This window comes from Zestomonas ipomoeae (assembly GCF_057128665.1).
This window is the reverse complement of the sequence record NZ_JBSKHQ010000007.1, coordinates 115,528-130,523: the sequence shown is the minus strand read 5'-3', so window position 1 is coordinate 130,523 and position 14,996 is coordinate 115,528. Positions and strand designations below refer to the sequence as shown.

The window sequence follows — 14,996 nt, the reverse complement described above, 5'->3', positions numbered from 1 at the left end:
GCGTGTTCCTCAGAATCCGGCCGGAGCGCGAGTGTGCCAGTCGCTGACTTGCTGGTACTGGTGCGCCACGTTGAGCAGGCGACCTTCCTGGAAGTAGTTGCCGAGCAGTTGCACGCCCACCGGCAGGCCGTCGACGAAGCCGGCGGGCATGGAAAGCCCCGGTATGCCGGCGAGGTTGGCGGTGATGGTGTAGATGTCCTGCAGGTACTCGGCGACCGGGTCGTTGCTGTTCTCGCCGAGCTTCCAGGCCGGGCTCGGGGTGGTCGGGCCGAGAATCACGTCCACCTCGTGGAAGGCGGCGACGAAGTCGTTCTTGATCAGGCGGCGGATCTTCTGCGCCTTCAGGTAGTAGGCGTCGTAGTAGCCGGCCGACAGCGCGTAGGTACCGACCATGATGCGGCGCTTGACTTCGGCGCCGAAGCCCTCGGCGCGGGAGCGCTTGTACAGGTCGGTGAGGTCGCTGGGGTTGTCGCAGCGGTAGCCGAAGCGCACACCGTCGAATCGCGACAGGTTGGAGCTGGCTTCGGCGGGGGCGATCACGTAGTAGGCCGGAATCGCGTGCTGCATGTTCGGCAGGCTGATGTCCTTGACCGTGGCGCCGAGCTTCTTCAGCTGCGCGACGCAGGCCATCACCGCGTCGGCGATGCGGCTGTCGAGGCCAGCGCCGAAGTATTCCTTCGGCAGTCCGATGCGCAGGCCGGCCAGCGGCTGGTTCAGGCTGGCCAGGTAGTCGTCCAGCGGCTGGTCGACGCTGGTGGAATCCTTGGTGTCGAAGCCCGCCATGGCGCCGAGCATCAGCGCGCAGTCCTCAGCGGTGCGGGCCAGTGGGCCGCCCTGGTCGAGGCTGGAGGCGTAGGCGATCATGCCCCAGCGCGAAACGCGGCCGTAGGTGGGCTTGATACCGGTGAGGTTGGTGAAGGCCGCCGGCTGGCGAATCGAGCCGCCGGTGTCGGTGCCGGTCGCGGCCGGAATCAGGCGGGCCGCCACCGCAGCGGCGGAACCGCCGGAGGAGCCGCCGGGCACATGGGCGAGGTTCCAGGGGTTCTTCACCGCACCGTAGTGACTGGATTCGTTGGCCGAACCCATGGCGAACTCGTCGAGGTTGGTCTTGCCCAGGCACACCGCGCCGGCGGCGGCCAGCTTGGCCACCACGGTGGCGTCATAGGGAGCCTGGAAATTGTCGAGCATGCGCGATCCGCAACTGGTGCGAATGCCTTGGGTGCAGAACAGGTCCTTGTGGGCGATGGGCGCACCGAGCAGGGCGCCGCTCTCGCCGGCGGCGCGGCGGGCGTCGGCGGCCTGGGCCTGTTGCAGGGCCAGGTCCTCGGTGACGCTGATGAAGCTGTTCAGCTGCGGGTCGAGCTGCTGGATGCGCGCGAGCAGGGCGCGGGTCAGCTCCTCGGCGGAGAATTCTTTGCCGGCGAGCCCGCGGGCGATCCCGGCCAGGGTCAATTGATGCATGTCCGTTTCCTTAGTCGATCACCTTGGGCACCAGGTAGAGGCCGTCTTCCACGGCCGGCGCGATGGCCTGGTAGGCGTCGCGGCGGTTTTCCTCGGTGACCTGGTCGGGACGCAGGCGCTGGGTAGCTTCCAGCGGGTGGGCCAGGGGCTCGATGCCGGTGGTGTCCACCGCCTGCATGCGGTCGATGAGGCCGAGAATGTTATTGAGGGTCTCGGTGGTACGTGGGACATCGGCGTCGTTCAGGCCCAGTCGGGCCAGGTGAGCGATCTTTTCCACGTCGGAGCGTTCAAGCGCCATCGGGGTTCTCCAACTAAAACCAGCGGAAACGGGCGGGTGAGCATGCGAGGTATTGCGCGGAACGGATTGCGCAAGCGTGCGGTCAAAAGCCGCCATGATGGGCAGCGAGGCCCAGAAAAACCGGCAATTTAGCACAGACGGCGCCTTGCCCAAAAGGCCGCCCGTTGATAGAGTTTGCCGCACTTTTTTACCCACGCGTTGCCTAGGGTCCCTCTCCCATGTTCAAGAAACTGCGTGGCATGTTTTCCAGCGATCTGTCGATCGACCTGGGCACTGCCAATACCCTTATTTATGTGCGCGAACGCGGTATCGTTCTCAACGAACCGTCGGTTGTCGCCATCCGCACCCATGGCAATCAGAAGAGCGTGGTGGCGGTCGGTACCGAAGCCAAGCGCATGCTCGGCCGTACTCCCGGCAATATTTCCGCCATTCGCCCGATGAAGGACGGCGTGATCGCCGACTTCAGCGTCTGCGAGAAGATGCTGCAGTACTTCATCAACAAGGTTCATGAAAACAGCTTCCTGCAGCCGTCGCCGCGCGTGCTGATCTGCGTGCCGTGCAAGTCCACCCAGGTGGAGCGCCGCGCCATTCGCGAGTCGGCCCTCGGCGCCGGCGCCCGTGAAGTGTTCCTGATCGAAGAACCCATGGCCGCCGCCATCGGTGCCGGCCTGCCGGTGGAAGAAGCCCGCGGCTCGATGGTCGTCGATATCGGCGGCGGCACCACCGAGATTGCGCTGATTTCCCTCAACGGCGTGGTCTACGCCGAGTCCGTGCGGGTTGGCGGCGACCGCTTCGACGAGTCCATCGTCACCTATGTGCGCCGCAACTACGGCAGCCTGATCGGCGAATCCACCGCCGAACGTATCAAGCAGGAAATCGGCACCGCCTTCCCCGGCGCCGAGCTGCGCGAGATCGATGTGCGCGGCCGCAACCTCGCCGAGGGCGTGCCGCGCAGCTTCACCCTCAATTCCAACGAAGTGCTCGAAGCGCTGCAGGAATCCCTGGCGACCATCGTCCAGGCGGTCAAGAGCGCCTTGGAGCAATCCCCGCCGGAGCTCGCCTCTGATATCGCCGAGCGCGGCCTGGTGTTGACCGGCGGCGGCGCGCTGCTGCGCGACCTGGACAAGCTGCTGTCCCAGGAAACCGGCCTGCCGGTGATCGTCGCCGAGGACCCGCTGACCTGCGTGGCTCGTGGCGGCGGTCGTGCCCTGGAAATGATCGACCGGCACGCGATGGATCTGCTGTCCACCGAGTAAGCCACGCGCGGCAAGCTTCAAGCTGCAAGCTGGACTCCGGCCCGACGCTGCTTTTCAGCTTGCCGCATAGCGCTTGAAGCTTTGCGGCTGTGAGGAACTCGCCATCAAACCGCTTTTCACCAAAGGTCCTTCGCTCGGTACGCGCCTGTTGGTGCTGGCTGTGCTTTCGGCTGCGCTGATGGTGGTGGATGCCCGTTTCGATACGCTCAAGCCGGTGCGCAGCCAGATGGGCATGGTGCTGACCCCGCTGTATTGGCTGAGCGACCTGCCGGTACGTCTGTGGGATGGCATCAGCCAGCAGTTCACCAGCCGCAGCGAGTTGCTCGCCGAGAACCAGAAGCTCAAGGCCGAGGCCCTGTTGATGCAGCGTCGCTTGCAGAAGCTGGCGACCCTGACCGAGCAGAACGTGCGGCTGCGCGAGTTGCTCAACTCCGCCGCGCTGGTGGACGAGAAGGTGCTGGTCGGCGAGCTGATCGGCGTCGATCCCAACCCCTTCACCCACCGCATCCTGATCGACAAGGGCAGCGAGGACGGCGTCTTCCTCGGTCAACCGGTGCTCGATGCCACCGGCCTGATGGGGCAGGTAGTCGAGGTCATGCCCTATACCGCCCGCGTGCTGCTGCTCACCGACACCACCCACAGCATTCCGGTACAGGTCAATCGCAACGGACTGCGCGCCATCGCCGTCGGTACCGGCAATCCGGAGCGCCTGGAGTTGCGCCATGTGGCCGATACCGCCGACATCAAGGAAGGCGACCTGCTGGTCAGTTCCGGGCTCGGCCAACGCTTCCCGGCCGGCTATCCGGTGGCCACGGTGAAGGAGGTAATCCACGACTCCGGCCAACCGTTCGCCATCGTGCGCGGCGTGCCTACGGCGATGCTCAATCGCAGCCGCTACGTGCTGCTGGTGTTCACCGATACCCGTACACCGGAACAGCGGGCCAACGACGCCGCGGTGGCCCAGGAGGCAGCCGATCGCGAGGCCGCCGACAAGGCCGATGAACCGGCGTCGGCGCCAGCACCGGGGCCGACCGCGCCCACCGAGGAGGCACACTGATGGCCGCTGCGCGTGCCGCGAATGGCTGGGTGATCTGGCTGAGCCTTGCGCTGGCGCTGCTGCTCAGCGTGGCGCCGCTGCCGAGTTTCATGGAGATCGGTCGGCCGCTTTGGCTGGCGCTGTTCATCACCTACTGGACCCTGGCGCTGCCGCATCGGGTCGGCATGACCACCGCCTGGCTGCTCGGCCTCGCCGAGGACGTGCTGTACGGCACGCTGCTCGGACAGAACGCGCTGATCCTCACCTTTATCGTGTTCCTGGTGCTGTCGCTGCATCAGCGCCTGCGCATGTTCCCGGTCTGGCAGCAGAGCCTGGTCCTGCTGGTGGTGTTCGGGCTCGCCCAGTTGGTACAGCTGTGGCTCAATGCGCTGACCGGCAATCGCCCGCCGACCTTGGCCTTCGTGCTGCCGGCGGTGGTCAGTGCGTTGCTCTGGCCCTGGGTATTCTCCGCGCTGCGCAGCCTGCACCTGCGCCTCAACCTCAACTAAGCGGCCTGCGGCCGGTTCGCCGCCCTTCACGCCGCGACAGGGAGAAGTCTGCATGGCCATGCTCTACCTGGCCTCCGCCTCGCCGCGCCGGCGCGAACTGCTGGCGCAGATCGCCGTGCCCTTCGTCACACTTGGCGCCAGCATCGATGAGACTCCCTTGCCGAACGAGCCGGCCGAGGCCTATGTGGAGCGTCTGGCGCGCGCCAAGGCGGTGGCGGGCTTGGCCGCGCTGCAGGACGCCGACGACGCCGTGGTGCTCGGTGCCGATACCTCGGTGGTGCTCGATGGACAGATCCTCGGCAAGCCGGAGAACCGCGAGCAGGCGCTGGCCATGTTGCGGGCGTTGTCCGGACGCGAGCACCAGGTACTTACCGCCGTGGCACTCGCCAATGCGCAGCGTTGCGAGGCGCGGCTGGTGACCAGCCGGGTGAGCATGCGGGCCATCGACGAACACGAGGCCACGGCCTACTGGGCTACCGGCGAGCCGGCGGACAAGGCGGGTGGCTATGCTATCCAGGGGCTGGCGGCGGTATTCGTCAGCCGAATCGAAGGCAGTTATTCGGGCGTGGTCGGCCTGCCACTGTGCGAAACCGCGCAGCTGCTCGCCGACTTCGGTATTCCCTGCTGGACTGTCTAGCCGCGCGCGGCGAGTCTTTCAAGCGGCATGCAACGGCCCTCAGAGAATCAGCATGAGCGAAGAGATCCTGATCAATATCACGCCGATGGAATCGCGCGTGGCGGTGGTGGAAAACGGTGTGCTGCAGGAAGTGCACGTGGAGCGCACGCAGCGCCGCGGCATCGTCGGCAATATCTACAAGGGCAAGGTGGTGCGCGTGCTGCCGGGCATGCAGGCGGCCTTCGTCGACATTGGCCTGGAGCGCGCAGCTTTCATCCATGCCTCGGAGATTTCCAGCCGCGAAGGCAGCGCGGTGGAGAGCATCAGCGCGCTGGTGCATGACGGCCAGAGCCTGGTTGTCCAGGTGACCAAGGACCCCATCGGTACCAAGGGCGCGCGGCTGACCACCCAGCTGTCGATTCCCTCGCGCTACCTGGTATACATGCCGCGCACCAGCCATGTCGGCATCTCGCTGAAGATCGAGGACGAGGGCGAACGCGACCGACTCAAGCAGGTGGTCGCCGACTGCGTGGCGGCCGAGGGCATCGAGGAGGCCGGCGGCTTCATCCTGCGTACCGCCGCCGACGGCGCCGGCGCCGACGAGATCCTGGTGGACATCCGCTACCTGCGCCGGCTCTGGGACCAGATCGCCGCGCAGATGCAAACCGCCAGCGCGCCATCGGTGATCTACGAAGACCTGTCCCTGGCCCTGCGCACGCTGCGCGACCTGGTGCACCCGAAGATCGAGAAAATCCGCATCGATTCCCGCGAAACCTTCCAGAAGGTCAACCAGTTCGTCGCCGAGCTGATGCCGGAAATCTCCGACCGCATCGAGCACTACCCCGGCGAGCGGCCGATCTTCGATCTCTACGGGGTCGAGGACGAGATCCAGAAGGCCCTGGAGCGCAAGGTGATGCTCAAGTCCGGCGGCTACTTGATCATCGATCCGGCCGAGGCGATGACCACCATCGACGTCAATACCGGCGCCTTCGTCGGCCACCGCACCCTCGAGGAAACCATCTTCAAGACCAACCTCGAATCGGCCATCGCCATCGCCCGGCAGCTGCGGCTGCGCAACATCGGCGGCATCATCATCATTGACTTCATCGACATGGAAGACGAAGAGCACCAGCGCCAGGTGCTGCGCACGCTGGAAAAGCAACTGGAACGCGATCACGCCAAGACCAACATCATCGGCATCACCGAGCTGGGCCTGGTGCAGATGACCCGCAAGCGGACCCGCGAGAGCCTCGAGCAGGTGCTTTGCGAGCCCTGCGAGAGCTGCCAGGGGCGCGGCAAGCTGAAAACCCCGGAAACCATCTGCTACGAAATCTTCCGCGAGATCCTGCGCGAAGCCCGCGCCTACCAAGCCGAAGGCTACCTGGTGCTGGCCAACCAGAAGGTGGTCGACCGGCTGCTCGACGAGGAATCGGGCAACGTCGCCGACCTGGAGGCCTTCATCGGCCGTACCATCAAGTTCCAGGTCGAGAGCATGTATTCCCAGGAACAGTACGATGTGGTGCTGCTCTGAACGGCGCGTCCCGGGCGGCGGGCGGTAGGCAATGACGCGACTGCTCGACTGGTTGGTTTCCCTGCTGCGTGGCCTGCTCGGCTTCTGCGCGCTGGTGCTGGTACTGGCGGCACTCTATGTCAGTCTCGGCCGCGAGCTGGTGCCGATGGTGGCGGAGTATCGCGATGAGGTGCAGGACAAGCTGCAGGCTGTCGCCGGCATGCCGGTGCACATCGGCCGCCTGGAGGGGCGCTGGCAACGCCTGTCGCCGCTGCTGATCGCCCATGATGTGCAACTCGGCGACGGTGACGGCGCCGTGCGCCTGGAACAGCTGCGCCTGGTGCCCGACGTGCCGGCCAGCGTGCTGGCACGCCAGCCGCGCCTGGCCGCGCTGGAGCTGGAAGGGCTGCAGCTCAACCTCAGCGAGGACGAAGACGGGCGGTGGCGCCTGGAAGGCTTGCCGACGCGCCAGGATACCCAACCATTCGACCCGGCGCCGCTGTTCGCGACACTGCGACAGATCGGCTCGCTGACGCTGCTCGACAGCCAGGTCGTACTCGAACCACAGGGGGCGGAACCGCTCAGCCTGACTTATTTCGGCTTCACCCTGCAGGGCGGCGCCGATGCCCAGCGGCTGGATGGGCGCCTGGTCCTGCCGGATGGCCAGCCGCTCAGCTGGAGCCTGCGCACCCGTCTCGACGCCCGGCGCTGGCAGGACAGCGCTGCGCAGCTCTACCTCAGCCTGCCGCAGAGCGACTGGGCGCGCTGGCTGCCCAGGCGGCTGACCCGCGACTGGCGGGTCGAGCGGCTGCGTGCGGGCGGGGAGCTGTGGCTCGACTGGACGCAGGGCAGCGCGCAGCGCGCAGTGGCGCGGTTGCACGCACCGGAATTAGCGGGCGCCTATGGCAAGCGCAAGGCCGCGCAGGTTCAGGATCTGGCGCTGGCCGCCTATTTCCAGCGCGATGGCGATGGCTTCGACCTGCTGCTCGATTCGCTGGCCCTGAGCATGGGCGATACCCGCTGGGGCGAGGCGCGGCTGGCCCTGGATCGACGCGAGGGCTCGGCGCAGGTGGACGAAGTGTGGCACCTGCGCGCCGATCGCATCGACCTGGCGCCGCTGACGCCGCTGATCCAAGCCCTGGCGCCGCTGCCCGACACCGCGGCACAAGCGCTCGAGGCCCTGCGGCCGCGTGGCGCCGCGGAGAACCTGGATGTGCAGTATCGTCCGCAGGCAAGCCGCGGCGAGCGGGTCCGATTCGCCGCCAACCTCGACCAGCTCGGCTTTGGCGCCTACCACGGCGCGCCAGCGGCGGAAAACGTCAGCGGCAGCATCACTGGCGACCTCACCCAGGGCGAGCTGCGCCTGGCCACCGAGAACTTCGCCCTGCATCTGGATCACCTGTTTCCGACCCCCTGGCGCTACCAGCAGGCCAACGCACTGCTTACCTGGCACCTGGACGAGCAGGCGTTCACCCTGCGCAGCCCCTACCTGCAAGTGCTTGGCGAGGAGGGCCGCATCGCCGGCGATTTCCTGATCCGCATTACCCTGCCGCCGGACACCGAGGACTACATGGACCTGCGGGTCGGCCTGCGTGAAGGCGACGCCCGCTATACGGAGAAATACCTGCCGACGCTGTCCCCGGGCCTCAGCCCGGCTCTGGCCGACTGGCTGAAGCAGGCGATTCGCGGCGGCACCGTGGACGAAGGCTACTTCCAGTACCAGGGCTCATTGAACAAAGGCGCGGCCGACGAAGCGCGCAGCCTCAGCCTGTTCTTCAAGGTGCGCGATGCCGAACTGGCCTTCCAGCCCGGTTGGCCGGCCCTGCGCGAAGCCCGTGGCGACGTGTTCATCGAAGACAGCGGTGTGCGCGTGCGGGTACCCGAGGGCCGCCTGCTGGACAGCCGGGTGCGCGACGTCGCGGTGGACATTCCCCATGCCAGTGGTGGCCAGGCGCCGCGCCTGGCGCTGGACGGCGAGCTGGACAGCAGCCTGGGCGACGCCCTGCGCATACTCAAGGACGCGCCGCTGGGAACCGCCGAGACGTTTGCCGGCTGGCACGGAGAGGGGCCCCTGGCCGGCAGGTTGAAGCTGGATATTCCTCTGCGCAAAGAGGCACGACCGGCCCGCGTGCAGGTCGACTTCGCCACCGAGGGCGCGACCCTGCGCCTGAGCCAGCCGGCACTGGAACTCACGAAACTGGCCGGCGCGTTCCGCTTCGACAACGCCAGCGGGCTCAGCGCGTCGGACATCCGTGCCCAGGCGCTGGGCCACGCGGTGCGCGGCAAGGCCTTCGCCGAGGGCAGCGAGGGGCATGTCCGCACTCGCATCGAAGCCGATGGCCGGGTGGCCTGGACCGCGCTGGGCAACTGGCTGGGCGTGCGGCAACCCCTGCCGCTGGCCGGTGAGCTGCCCTACCGACTGCAATTGATCCTGGATGGCGTCGATAGCCAGTTGCGCGTGCAGTCCAGCCTCCAGGGCCTGGCCGTCGATCTGCCGGAGCCGTTCGCCAAGCCCGCGCAGGCCTCCCGCGAAAGCCAGCTGCGCATGACCCTGGCCGGCGCCGAGCGGCGCTACTGGTTCGACTATGGCGACTTGGCCAGCCTCAGCCTGGCCGCGGCGCCCGGGCAACTGGCCGGTGCCCGCGGCGAGCTGCGCCTCGGCGCGGCGGCAAGCCTGCCGACCGACGCCGGTCTGCGTATCCGCGGCAGCCTGGAAGAGCTGGACTGGTCGGCCTGGCAGGCGGCGCTGGCGCCGTTCGTGGCCAAGCCGGATGCCGATGCCAAGCAGTTGCTGCGGGGCGCCGACTTGCATATCCAGCGCTTCCAGGGCTTCGGTACCACGCTCGAGGGGCTGGACGTCAACCTGTCGCGCGGCGACGCCGGCTGGCAACTGGCGTTGGACAGTCAGCGGCTCAAGGGACGGGTCGGCTTGCCAGAGGCCGCCGCTGCGCCCATCGACGTCGACCTCGACTACCTGCGCCTGCCGGCCAGCGACCTCTCGCCAGCGGCAAGCGCGGAGCGTGCCGACCCCCTGGCGGCGGTGGACCCCCGCCAGATTCCGGCGCTGGATGTACGCATCGGCCAGCTGTTCCAGGGCGACAGCCTGCTCGGCGCCTGGTCGCTGAAGGCTCGGCCGGTGAGCGACGGCGTGCGCTTCGACGAGCTGCAACTGGGACTCAAGGGGCTCGACATCAGCGGCACGGCCGGCTGGCAAGGCACTGCGGGCAATACCAGCAGTTGGTTCAAGGGCCGTCTGGAGGGACAGAACCTGGCCGATGTGCTGCGGGCCTGGAATTTCGCGCCGAGCGCCACCAGCGAGCGCTTTCGTCTCGATGCGGATGGCCGCTGGCCGGGCTCGCCAGCGCAGGTCGGTGTCAAACATTTCACCGGCACGCTGGATGCCAGCCTGCGTAAAGGACAGTTCGTCGAGGTCGAGGGCGGCGCCCAGGCCCTGCGCGTGTTCGGCCTGCTCAATTTCAACTCGATTGGCCGGCGGCTGCGCCTGGACTTCTCCGACCTGCTCGGCAAGGGACTCAGCTACGACCGGGTCAAGGGTACGCTGGAGGGCAACGATGGGGTTTACGTGACGCGCACGCCGATCACTCTGACCGGCCCCTCGAGCAACCTCGAACTGGACGGTACCCTCGATCTGGCCAACGATCAGGTGGATGCCAAGCTGCTGGTGACCCTGCCGGTCACCAACAACCTGCCGCTGGCGGCGCTGATCGTCGGTGCGCCGGCCATCGGTGGCGCGCTGTTCGTGGTCGACAAGCTGCTCGGCGACCGGGTGGCGCGGTTCGCCAGCGTGCAATACAAGGTCCAGGGCGCCTGGCAGGACCCGAAGATCACCTTCGACAAGCCGTTCGAGAAACCCCAATAGCCGACGACGAGCGCGAGGGCGCGCTCGCCAGGGACTGCAGATCATGAACTTCGCCGTCATCCAGATGGTCAGCCAGGAAGACGTACCAGTTAACCTGGCCACCGCTCGTCGCCTGCTGGAGCAGGCAGCCGAAGCGGGAGCGCGGCTTGCCGTGCTGCCGGAAAACTTTGCCGCCATGGGGCGTCGCGACCTGGCCGCGCTCGGCCGCGCCGAGGCACTGGGGGAAGGGCCGATCCTGCCATGGTTGCAACGCACGGCTCGCGACCTAAGGTTATGGATAGTCGCCGGGACCTTGCCGCTGCCGCCCCAAGGGCGACCGGACGCCAAGTCACATGCCTGCTCGCTGCTGGTCGACGACCAGGGCCAGCAGGTCGCGCGCTACGACAAGCTGCACCTGTTCGACGTCGATATCGCCGACAGCCGCGGCCGCTACCGGGAGTCCGATGACTATGCCCATGGCGCCGACCTGGTGGTGGCGGACACGCCGGTCGGGCGCCTGGGGCTGACGGTCTGCTACGACCTGCGCTTTCCCGAGCTGTACAGCGCGCTGCGTGAGGCGGGAGCGGAGTTGATCAGCGCGCCGTCGGCCTTCACCGCGGTGACCGGCGCGGCGCATTGGCAGGTGCTGGTGCGGGCGAGGGCCATCGAGACCCAGTGTTACCTGCTCGCGGCCAATCAGGGCGGCGTGCATCCCGGGCCCCGGGAGACCTTCGGCCACTCGACCATCGTCGATCCCTGGGGCCGGGTGCTCGCTGAGCGGGAGCAGGGGGAAGCGCTTCTGCTGGCCCGTCGCGATGTCCAGGAACAGACGGCGATCCGTCAGCGCATGCCGGTGCAGCAGCACCGACGTTTTTCAGTGTCGACCGTGCAACGGCCGATAGCCTCGGAGTGAATATGAGCGAGTTGTTGTTATCCGTTAGTGACCACCTGCTGGCCCCCGGTGGCCTGGACATCGAGCGGCTGCAGCCGATCCTCGGCGAGCTGTCCGGACCCGGCATCGACGCCGCCGACCTCTACTTCCACGGCCAGGTCTCGGAAACCTGGGTGTTGGAGGACGGCATCGTCAAGGAAGGCAGTTTCCACCTCGACCAGGGTGTCGGCGTGCGGGCGCTGTCCGGCGAGAAGACCGGCTTCGCCTACAGCAACGCGATCACCCCCGAGGCGCTGAGCCTGGCGGCGCGCGCCGCGCGTTCGATCGCCCGCGCCGGTCAGGAGGGCCGCGTGCAGGCTTTCGCCAGTCGCGAGGTGGCCCGCCTTTATGGGCCGGACAACCCACTGGAGGTGCTCAGCCGAGCGGAGAAGGTCGAACTGCTGCAGCGCGTCGACCTTGCCACCCGTGCGCTCGACCCGCGCATCAGGCAGGTGACCGTGAGCCTTGCCGGCGTCTGGGAGCGTGTGCTGGTGGCAGCCGCCGACGGCAGCCTGGGCGCCGACGTGCGGCCCCTGGTGCGCTTCAATGTCAGCGTCATCGTCGAGCAGAACGGCCGCCGCGAACGCGGTGGCCATGGTGGCGGCGGGCGCACCGACTATCGCTATTTCCTCGCGGACGACCGGGCCATGGGCTATGCGCGCGAAGCGCTGCGCCAGGCGCTGGTCAACCTGGAGGCGGTGCCGGCGCCGGCCGGCACCTTGCCGGTGGTGCTCGGGCCGGGCTGGTCCGGCGTGCTGCTGCATGAGGCGGTCGGTCATGGCCTGGAAGGGGATTTCAATCGCAAGGGCAGCTCCGCCTACAGCGGCCGGGTCGGCGAGAAGGTCGCGTCGAGCCTGTGCACCATCGTCGACGACGGCACCCTGGAGGGGCGACGCGGCTCCCTGAGCATGGACGACGAGGGCACCCCGACCCAGTGCACCACGCTGATCGAGAATGGCGTGCTCAAGGGCTACATGCAGGACAAGCTGAATGCCCGCCTGATGGGCGTGACGCCGACCGGCAACGGGCGCCGCGAGTCCTATTCGCACCTGACCATGCCGCGCATGACCAATACCTACATGCTGGCCGGGCAGAGCGATCCGGCGGAAATCATCGCCTCGGTGAAGAAGGGCATCTACTGCGCCAACCTTGGTGGCGGCCAGGTGGATATCACCAGCGGCAAGTTCGTCTTTTCCACCAGCGAGGTTTATCTGATCGAGGACGGCAAGCTGGGCGCGCCGGTGAAGGGCGCCACCCTGATCGGCAACGGCCCGGAAGTGATGACGCGGGTATCGATGGTCGGCAACGACCTGTCGCTGGATAGCGGCATCGGCACCTGCGGCAAGGACGGCCAATCGGTGCCCGTCGGCGTTGGCCAGCCGACCCTGAAGCTCGATGCCATTACCGTGGGAGGTACGGGGTAAGGCAGGGGCAAGCTACGAGCTATGGGTTGCAAGCTGCAGGCGTTTCTGTTGCAGCCTGAGGCTCGCAGCTTGTAGCTGCTCTAGCGCAGTCCGCGCTTGGTCTCGTCCAGCTCGCGGATATATTTGAAAATCTTTCGGCTGGCGGCCGGCGGTTTGTTCCGCGCCGCTTCATGCTGGGCATGGCGGATCAGGCCGCGCAGGTGCTGGCGGTCAGCCTCCGGGTAGTCGGCGACGAAGCTCTCAAGGGCGGCGTCGCCATCGGTCACCAGGCGATCGCGCCAGCGCTCGAGCGCGTGGAAGCGCTCGTTGTACTGGCGGGTCGAGGCATCCAGTTGGTCGACCAGGGCGAGGATCGCCTCGACGTCCTGGTCGCGCATCAGTTTGCCGATGTACTGGATATGGCGTTTGCGCGCGATGTGCGCAGTGTGCTTGGAGGCATCGGCCAGCGCCTTGCGCAGCGGCTCGGTGAGCGGCAGGCGGTCGAGCAGCTCGGGCTTGAGAGTGGTCAGACGTTCACCGAGTTCCTGCAGGGCATGCAGCTCGCGTTTGACCTGGGATTTGCTCTTCTCCTCGGAGAAGGCGTCGTCGTGAAATTCAGACATGGGGGCGATCCAGTGGGAAACGCCGCCATGATAACAGCAGCGGTAAAGCCAAGGTGCCAGGCCGATGGTCAGGGCCGTACCGTTCGCTACGATCTACCGCTTCAGGAGTGTTTTATGAGCGCAGCAGAGTCAACAGTCGGTCCGCAGGACCTGGCGCAATTGCAGGCCAAGGTCGAACGCATCATCGCCGAGGCCCGGCGCCAGGGCGCCAGTGCCTGCGAGGTTTCGGTCTCGGTGGAGCAGGGGCTGTCCACCACCGTGCGCCAGCGCGAAGTGGAAACCGTCGAATTCAATCGTGACCAGGGGTTCGGCATCACGCTCTACAGCGGCAAGCGCAAGGGCTCGGCAAGCACGTCGGCGACCGGCGAGGAGGCCATTCGTGAAACCGTTGCCGCCGCCCTGGCGATCGCCCAGCATGCGTCCGAAGACGAATGCTCGGGGCTGGCGGACGCGGACCTGATGGCACGCGAGCTGCCCGAACTGGACCTGTTCCATCCCTGGTCGATCACCCCCGAACAGGCCATCGAAAGGGCGTTGTCCTGCGAAGCGGCTGCTTTCGATACCGATTCGCGCATCAAGAATGCCGACGGCACCACCCTCAATACCCATCGTGGCTGCCGGGTCTATGGCAACAGCCATGGGTTCATCGGCGGTTATGCCAGTACCCGCCACAGCCTGAGCTGCGTGATGATCGCCGAGGGCGAAGGACAGATGCAGCGCGACTACTGGTACGACGTCAGCCGCCAGGGCGAGGCCCTGGCCGATGCTACCCAGATTGGCCGCCGTGCCGCCGAGCGCGCGGTCTGTCGTCTCGGTGCCCGTCCGGTGGCCACCTGCGAGGTTCCGGTGCTGTTTGCCGCGGAAGCCGCCACTGGTCTGTTCGGTCATTTTCTCGCCGCTATTTCGGGCGGCAACCTGTATCGCAAATCGTCGTTCCTCGAAGGCGCGCTGGGGCAGCGGCTGTTCCCCGAATGGCTGAGCCTGGACGAACGTCCGCACATCCCCCGCGCGCTGGGCAGCGCGGCATTCGATAGCGATGGCCTGGCCACCTACGCCAAGCCCTTCGTACAGGACGGCGAACTGGTTTCCTACGTGCTCGGCACCTATTCCGGGCGCAAGCTGAACCTACCCAGCACGGCCAATGCCGGCGGCGTGCACAACCTGTTCGTCAGCCACGGCGACGAGGGCCAGGCCGCGCTGATCCGCCGCATGGGTCGGGGTCTGCTGGTGACCGAGCTGATGGGGCAGGGGCTGAATATGGTCACCGGCGACTATTCGCGGGGAGCCGGTGGTTATTGGGTGGAAAACGGCGAAATCCAGTTCCCCGTCCAGGAGGTGACCATCGCCGGCAACCTGCGCGATATGTTCCGCCAGATCCTGGCGGTGGGCAGCGACCTGGAGCTGCGCAGCAACATCCGCACAGGGTCAGTGCTGATCGAGAAGATGACGGTGGCAGGCAGTTAGCGGCGGGCCGGGCGGCAGCGATGCGTGCTG

The 14,996-nt window shown here is 67.0% G+C and carries 12 protein-coding genes; 9 read left to right on the top strand and 3 right to left on the bottom strand.

The features are described from left to right. Window positions 1-9: 9 nt before the first annotated feature. Together gatA and gatC are read right to left on the bottom strand one after the other, a co-directional pair. Window positions 10-1,461: an Asp-tRNA(Asn)/Glu-tRNA(Gln) amidotransferase subunit GatA gene (gene gatA, locus ACWKV7_RS10605; protein WP_483857626.1), complete on the bottom strand. Its 1,452-nt coding sequence runs from the start codon at window positions 1,459-1,461 to the stop codon at window positions 10-12. Window positions 1,462-1,471: 10 nt separating this feature from the next. Next, the gene (gene gatC / locus ACWKV7_RS10600; protein ID WP_483857625.1) at window positions 1,472-1,759 is read right to left on the bottom strand and encodes an Asp-tRNA(Asn)/Glu-tRNA(Gln) amidotransferase subunit GatC; all 288 of its coding nucleotides are present in this window, start codon (window positions 1,757-1,759) and stop codon (window positions 1,472-1,474) included. A 218-nt stretch (window positions 1,760-1,977) separates the two neighbouring features. Here gatC and mreB point away from each other — a divergent pair, with 218 nt between their 5' ends. From mreB to tldD, 8 genes are all read left to right on the top strand, one after another. Further along, window positions 1,978-3,015 carry a rod shape-determining protein MreB gene (mreB, locus tag ACWKV7_RS10595; RefSeq protein WP_483857624.1) on the top strand — a complete coding sequence of 346 codons (1,038 nt, stop codon included), beginning with the start codon at window positions 1,978-1,980 and terminating at the stop codon, window positions 3,013-3,015. A 103-nt stretch (window positions 3,016-3,118) separates the two neighbouring features. After that, a complete protein-coding gene (gene mreC / locus ACWKV7_RS10590) occupies window positions 3,119-4,072 on the top strand; it encodes a rod shape-determining protein MreC (protein WP_483857672.1) in 954 nt (317 codons plus the stop codon). Beyond that, window positions 4,072-4,560 carry a rod shape-determining protein MreD gene (mreD, locus tag ACWKV7_RS10585; RefSeq protein WP_483857623.1) on the top strand — a complete coding sequence of 163 codons (489 nt, stop codon included), beginning with the start codon at window positions 4,072-4,074 and terminating at the stop codon, window positions 4,558-4,560. Before mreC ends, mreD begins: the two co-directional genes overlap by 1 nt. Before the next feature lie 52 nt (window positions 4,561-4,612). Then, complete coding sequence (locus tag ACWKV7_RS10580) at window positions 4,613-5,197, top strand: Maf family protein (RefSeq protein ID WP_483857622.1); 585 nt, start codon at window positions 4,613-4,615, stop codon at window positions 5,195-5,197. A gap of 52 nt (window positions 5,198-5,249) precedes the next feature. Continuing rightward, window positions 5,250-6,707 carry a ribonuclease G gene (gene rng, locus ACWKV7_RS10575; protein WP_483857621.1) on the top strand — a complete coding sequence of 486 codons (1,458 nt, stop codon included), beginning with the start codon at window positions 5,250-5,252 and terminating at the stop codon, window positions 6,705-6,707. A gap of 31 nt (window positions 6,708-6,738) precedes the next feature. Beyond that, entirely contained in the window at window positions 6,739-10,566 is a 3,828-nt protein-coding gene (locus ACWKV7_RS10570; protein ID WP_483857620.1) for a YhdP family protein, read from the top strand. A gap of 43 nt (window positions 10,567-10,609) precedes the next feature. Further along, the gene (locus ACWKV7_RS10565; protein ID WP_483857619.1) at window positions 10,610-11,458 is read left to right on the top strand and encodes a carbon-nitrogen hydrolase family protein; all 849 of its coding nucleotides are present in this window, start codon (window positions 10,610-10,612) and stop codon (window positions 11,456-11,458) included. Window positions 11,459-11,460: 2 nt separating this feature from the next. Beyond that, window positions 11,461-12,900, top strand: a complete 1,440-nt coding sequence (gene tldD / locus ACWKV7_RS10560) for a metalloprotease TldD (protein WP_483857618.1) — start codon at window positions 11,461-11,463, stop codon at window positions 12,898-12,900. Window positions 12,901-12,980: 80 nt separating this feature from the next. Here tldD and yjgA read toward each other — a convergent pair whose 3' ends face one another. Beyond that, on the bottom strand, window positions 12,981-13,502 hold the full coding sequence (gene yjgA / locus ACWKV7_RS10555) for a ribosome biogenesis factor YjgA (protein ID WP_483857617.1): 522 nt from the start codon (window positions 13,500-13,502) through the stop codon (window positions 12,981-12,983). A gap of 114 nt (window positions 13,503-13,616) precedes the next feature. Here yjgA and pmbA point away from each other — a divergent pair, with 114 nt between their 5' ends. Next, entirely contained in the window at window positions 13,617-14,966 is a 1,350-nt protein-coding gene (pmbA, locus tag ACWKV7_RS10550; protein ID WP_483857616.1) for a metalloprotease PmbA, read from the top strand. Window positions 14,967-14,996: the final 30 nt, after the last annotated feature.

What these genes read in the sequence shown, in the direction of transcription:
- pmbA (WP_483857616.1), top strand. Translation starts at nt 13,617, where the DNA reads ATGAGCGCAGCAGAGTCAACAGTCGGTCCGCAGGACCTGGCGCAATTG.
- ACWKV7_RS10565 (WP_483857619.1), top strand. Translation starts at nt 10,610, where the DNA reads ATGAACTTCGCCGTCATCCAGATGGTCAGCCAGGAAGACGTACCAGTT.
- mreB (WP_483857624.1), top strand. Translation starts at nt 1,978, where the DNA reads ATGTTCAAGAAACTGCGTGGCATGTTTTCCAGCGATCTGTCGATCGAC.
- gatC (WP_483857625.1), bottom strand. Translation starts at nt 1,759, where the DNA reads ATGGCGCTTGAACGCTCCGACGTGGAAAAGATCGCTCACCTGGCCCGA.
- tldD (WP_483857618.1), top strand. Translation starts at nt 11,461, where the DNA reads ATGAGCGAGTTGTTGTTATCCGTTAGTGACCACCTGCTGGCCCCCGGT.
- yjgA (WP_483857617.1), bottom strand. Translation starts at nt 13,502, where the DNA reads ATGTCTGAATTTCACGACGACGCCTTCTCCGAGGAGAAGAGCAAATCC.
- rng (WP_483857621.1), top strand. Translation starts at nt 5,250, where the DNA reads ATGAGCGAAGAGATCCTGATCAATATCACGCCGATGGAATCGCGCGTG.
- ACWKV7_RS10580 (WP_483857622.1), top strand. Translation starts at nt 4,613, where the DNA reads ATGGCCATGCTCTACCTGGCCTCCGCCTCGCCGCGCCGGCGCGAACTG.
- ACWKV7_RS10570 (WP_483857620.1), top strand. Translation starts at nt 6,739, where the DNA reads ATGACGCGACTGCTCGACTGGTTGGTTTCCCTGCTGCGTGGCCTGCTC.
- gatA (WP_483857626.1), bottom strand. Translation starts at nt 1,461, where the DNA reads ATGCATCAATTGACCCTGGCCGGGATCGCCCGCGGGCTCGCCGGCAAA.
- mreD (WP_483857623.1), top strand. Translation starts at nt 4,072, where the DNA reads ATGGCCGCTGCGCGTGCCGCGAATGGCTGGGTGATCTGGCTGAGCCTT.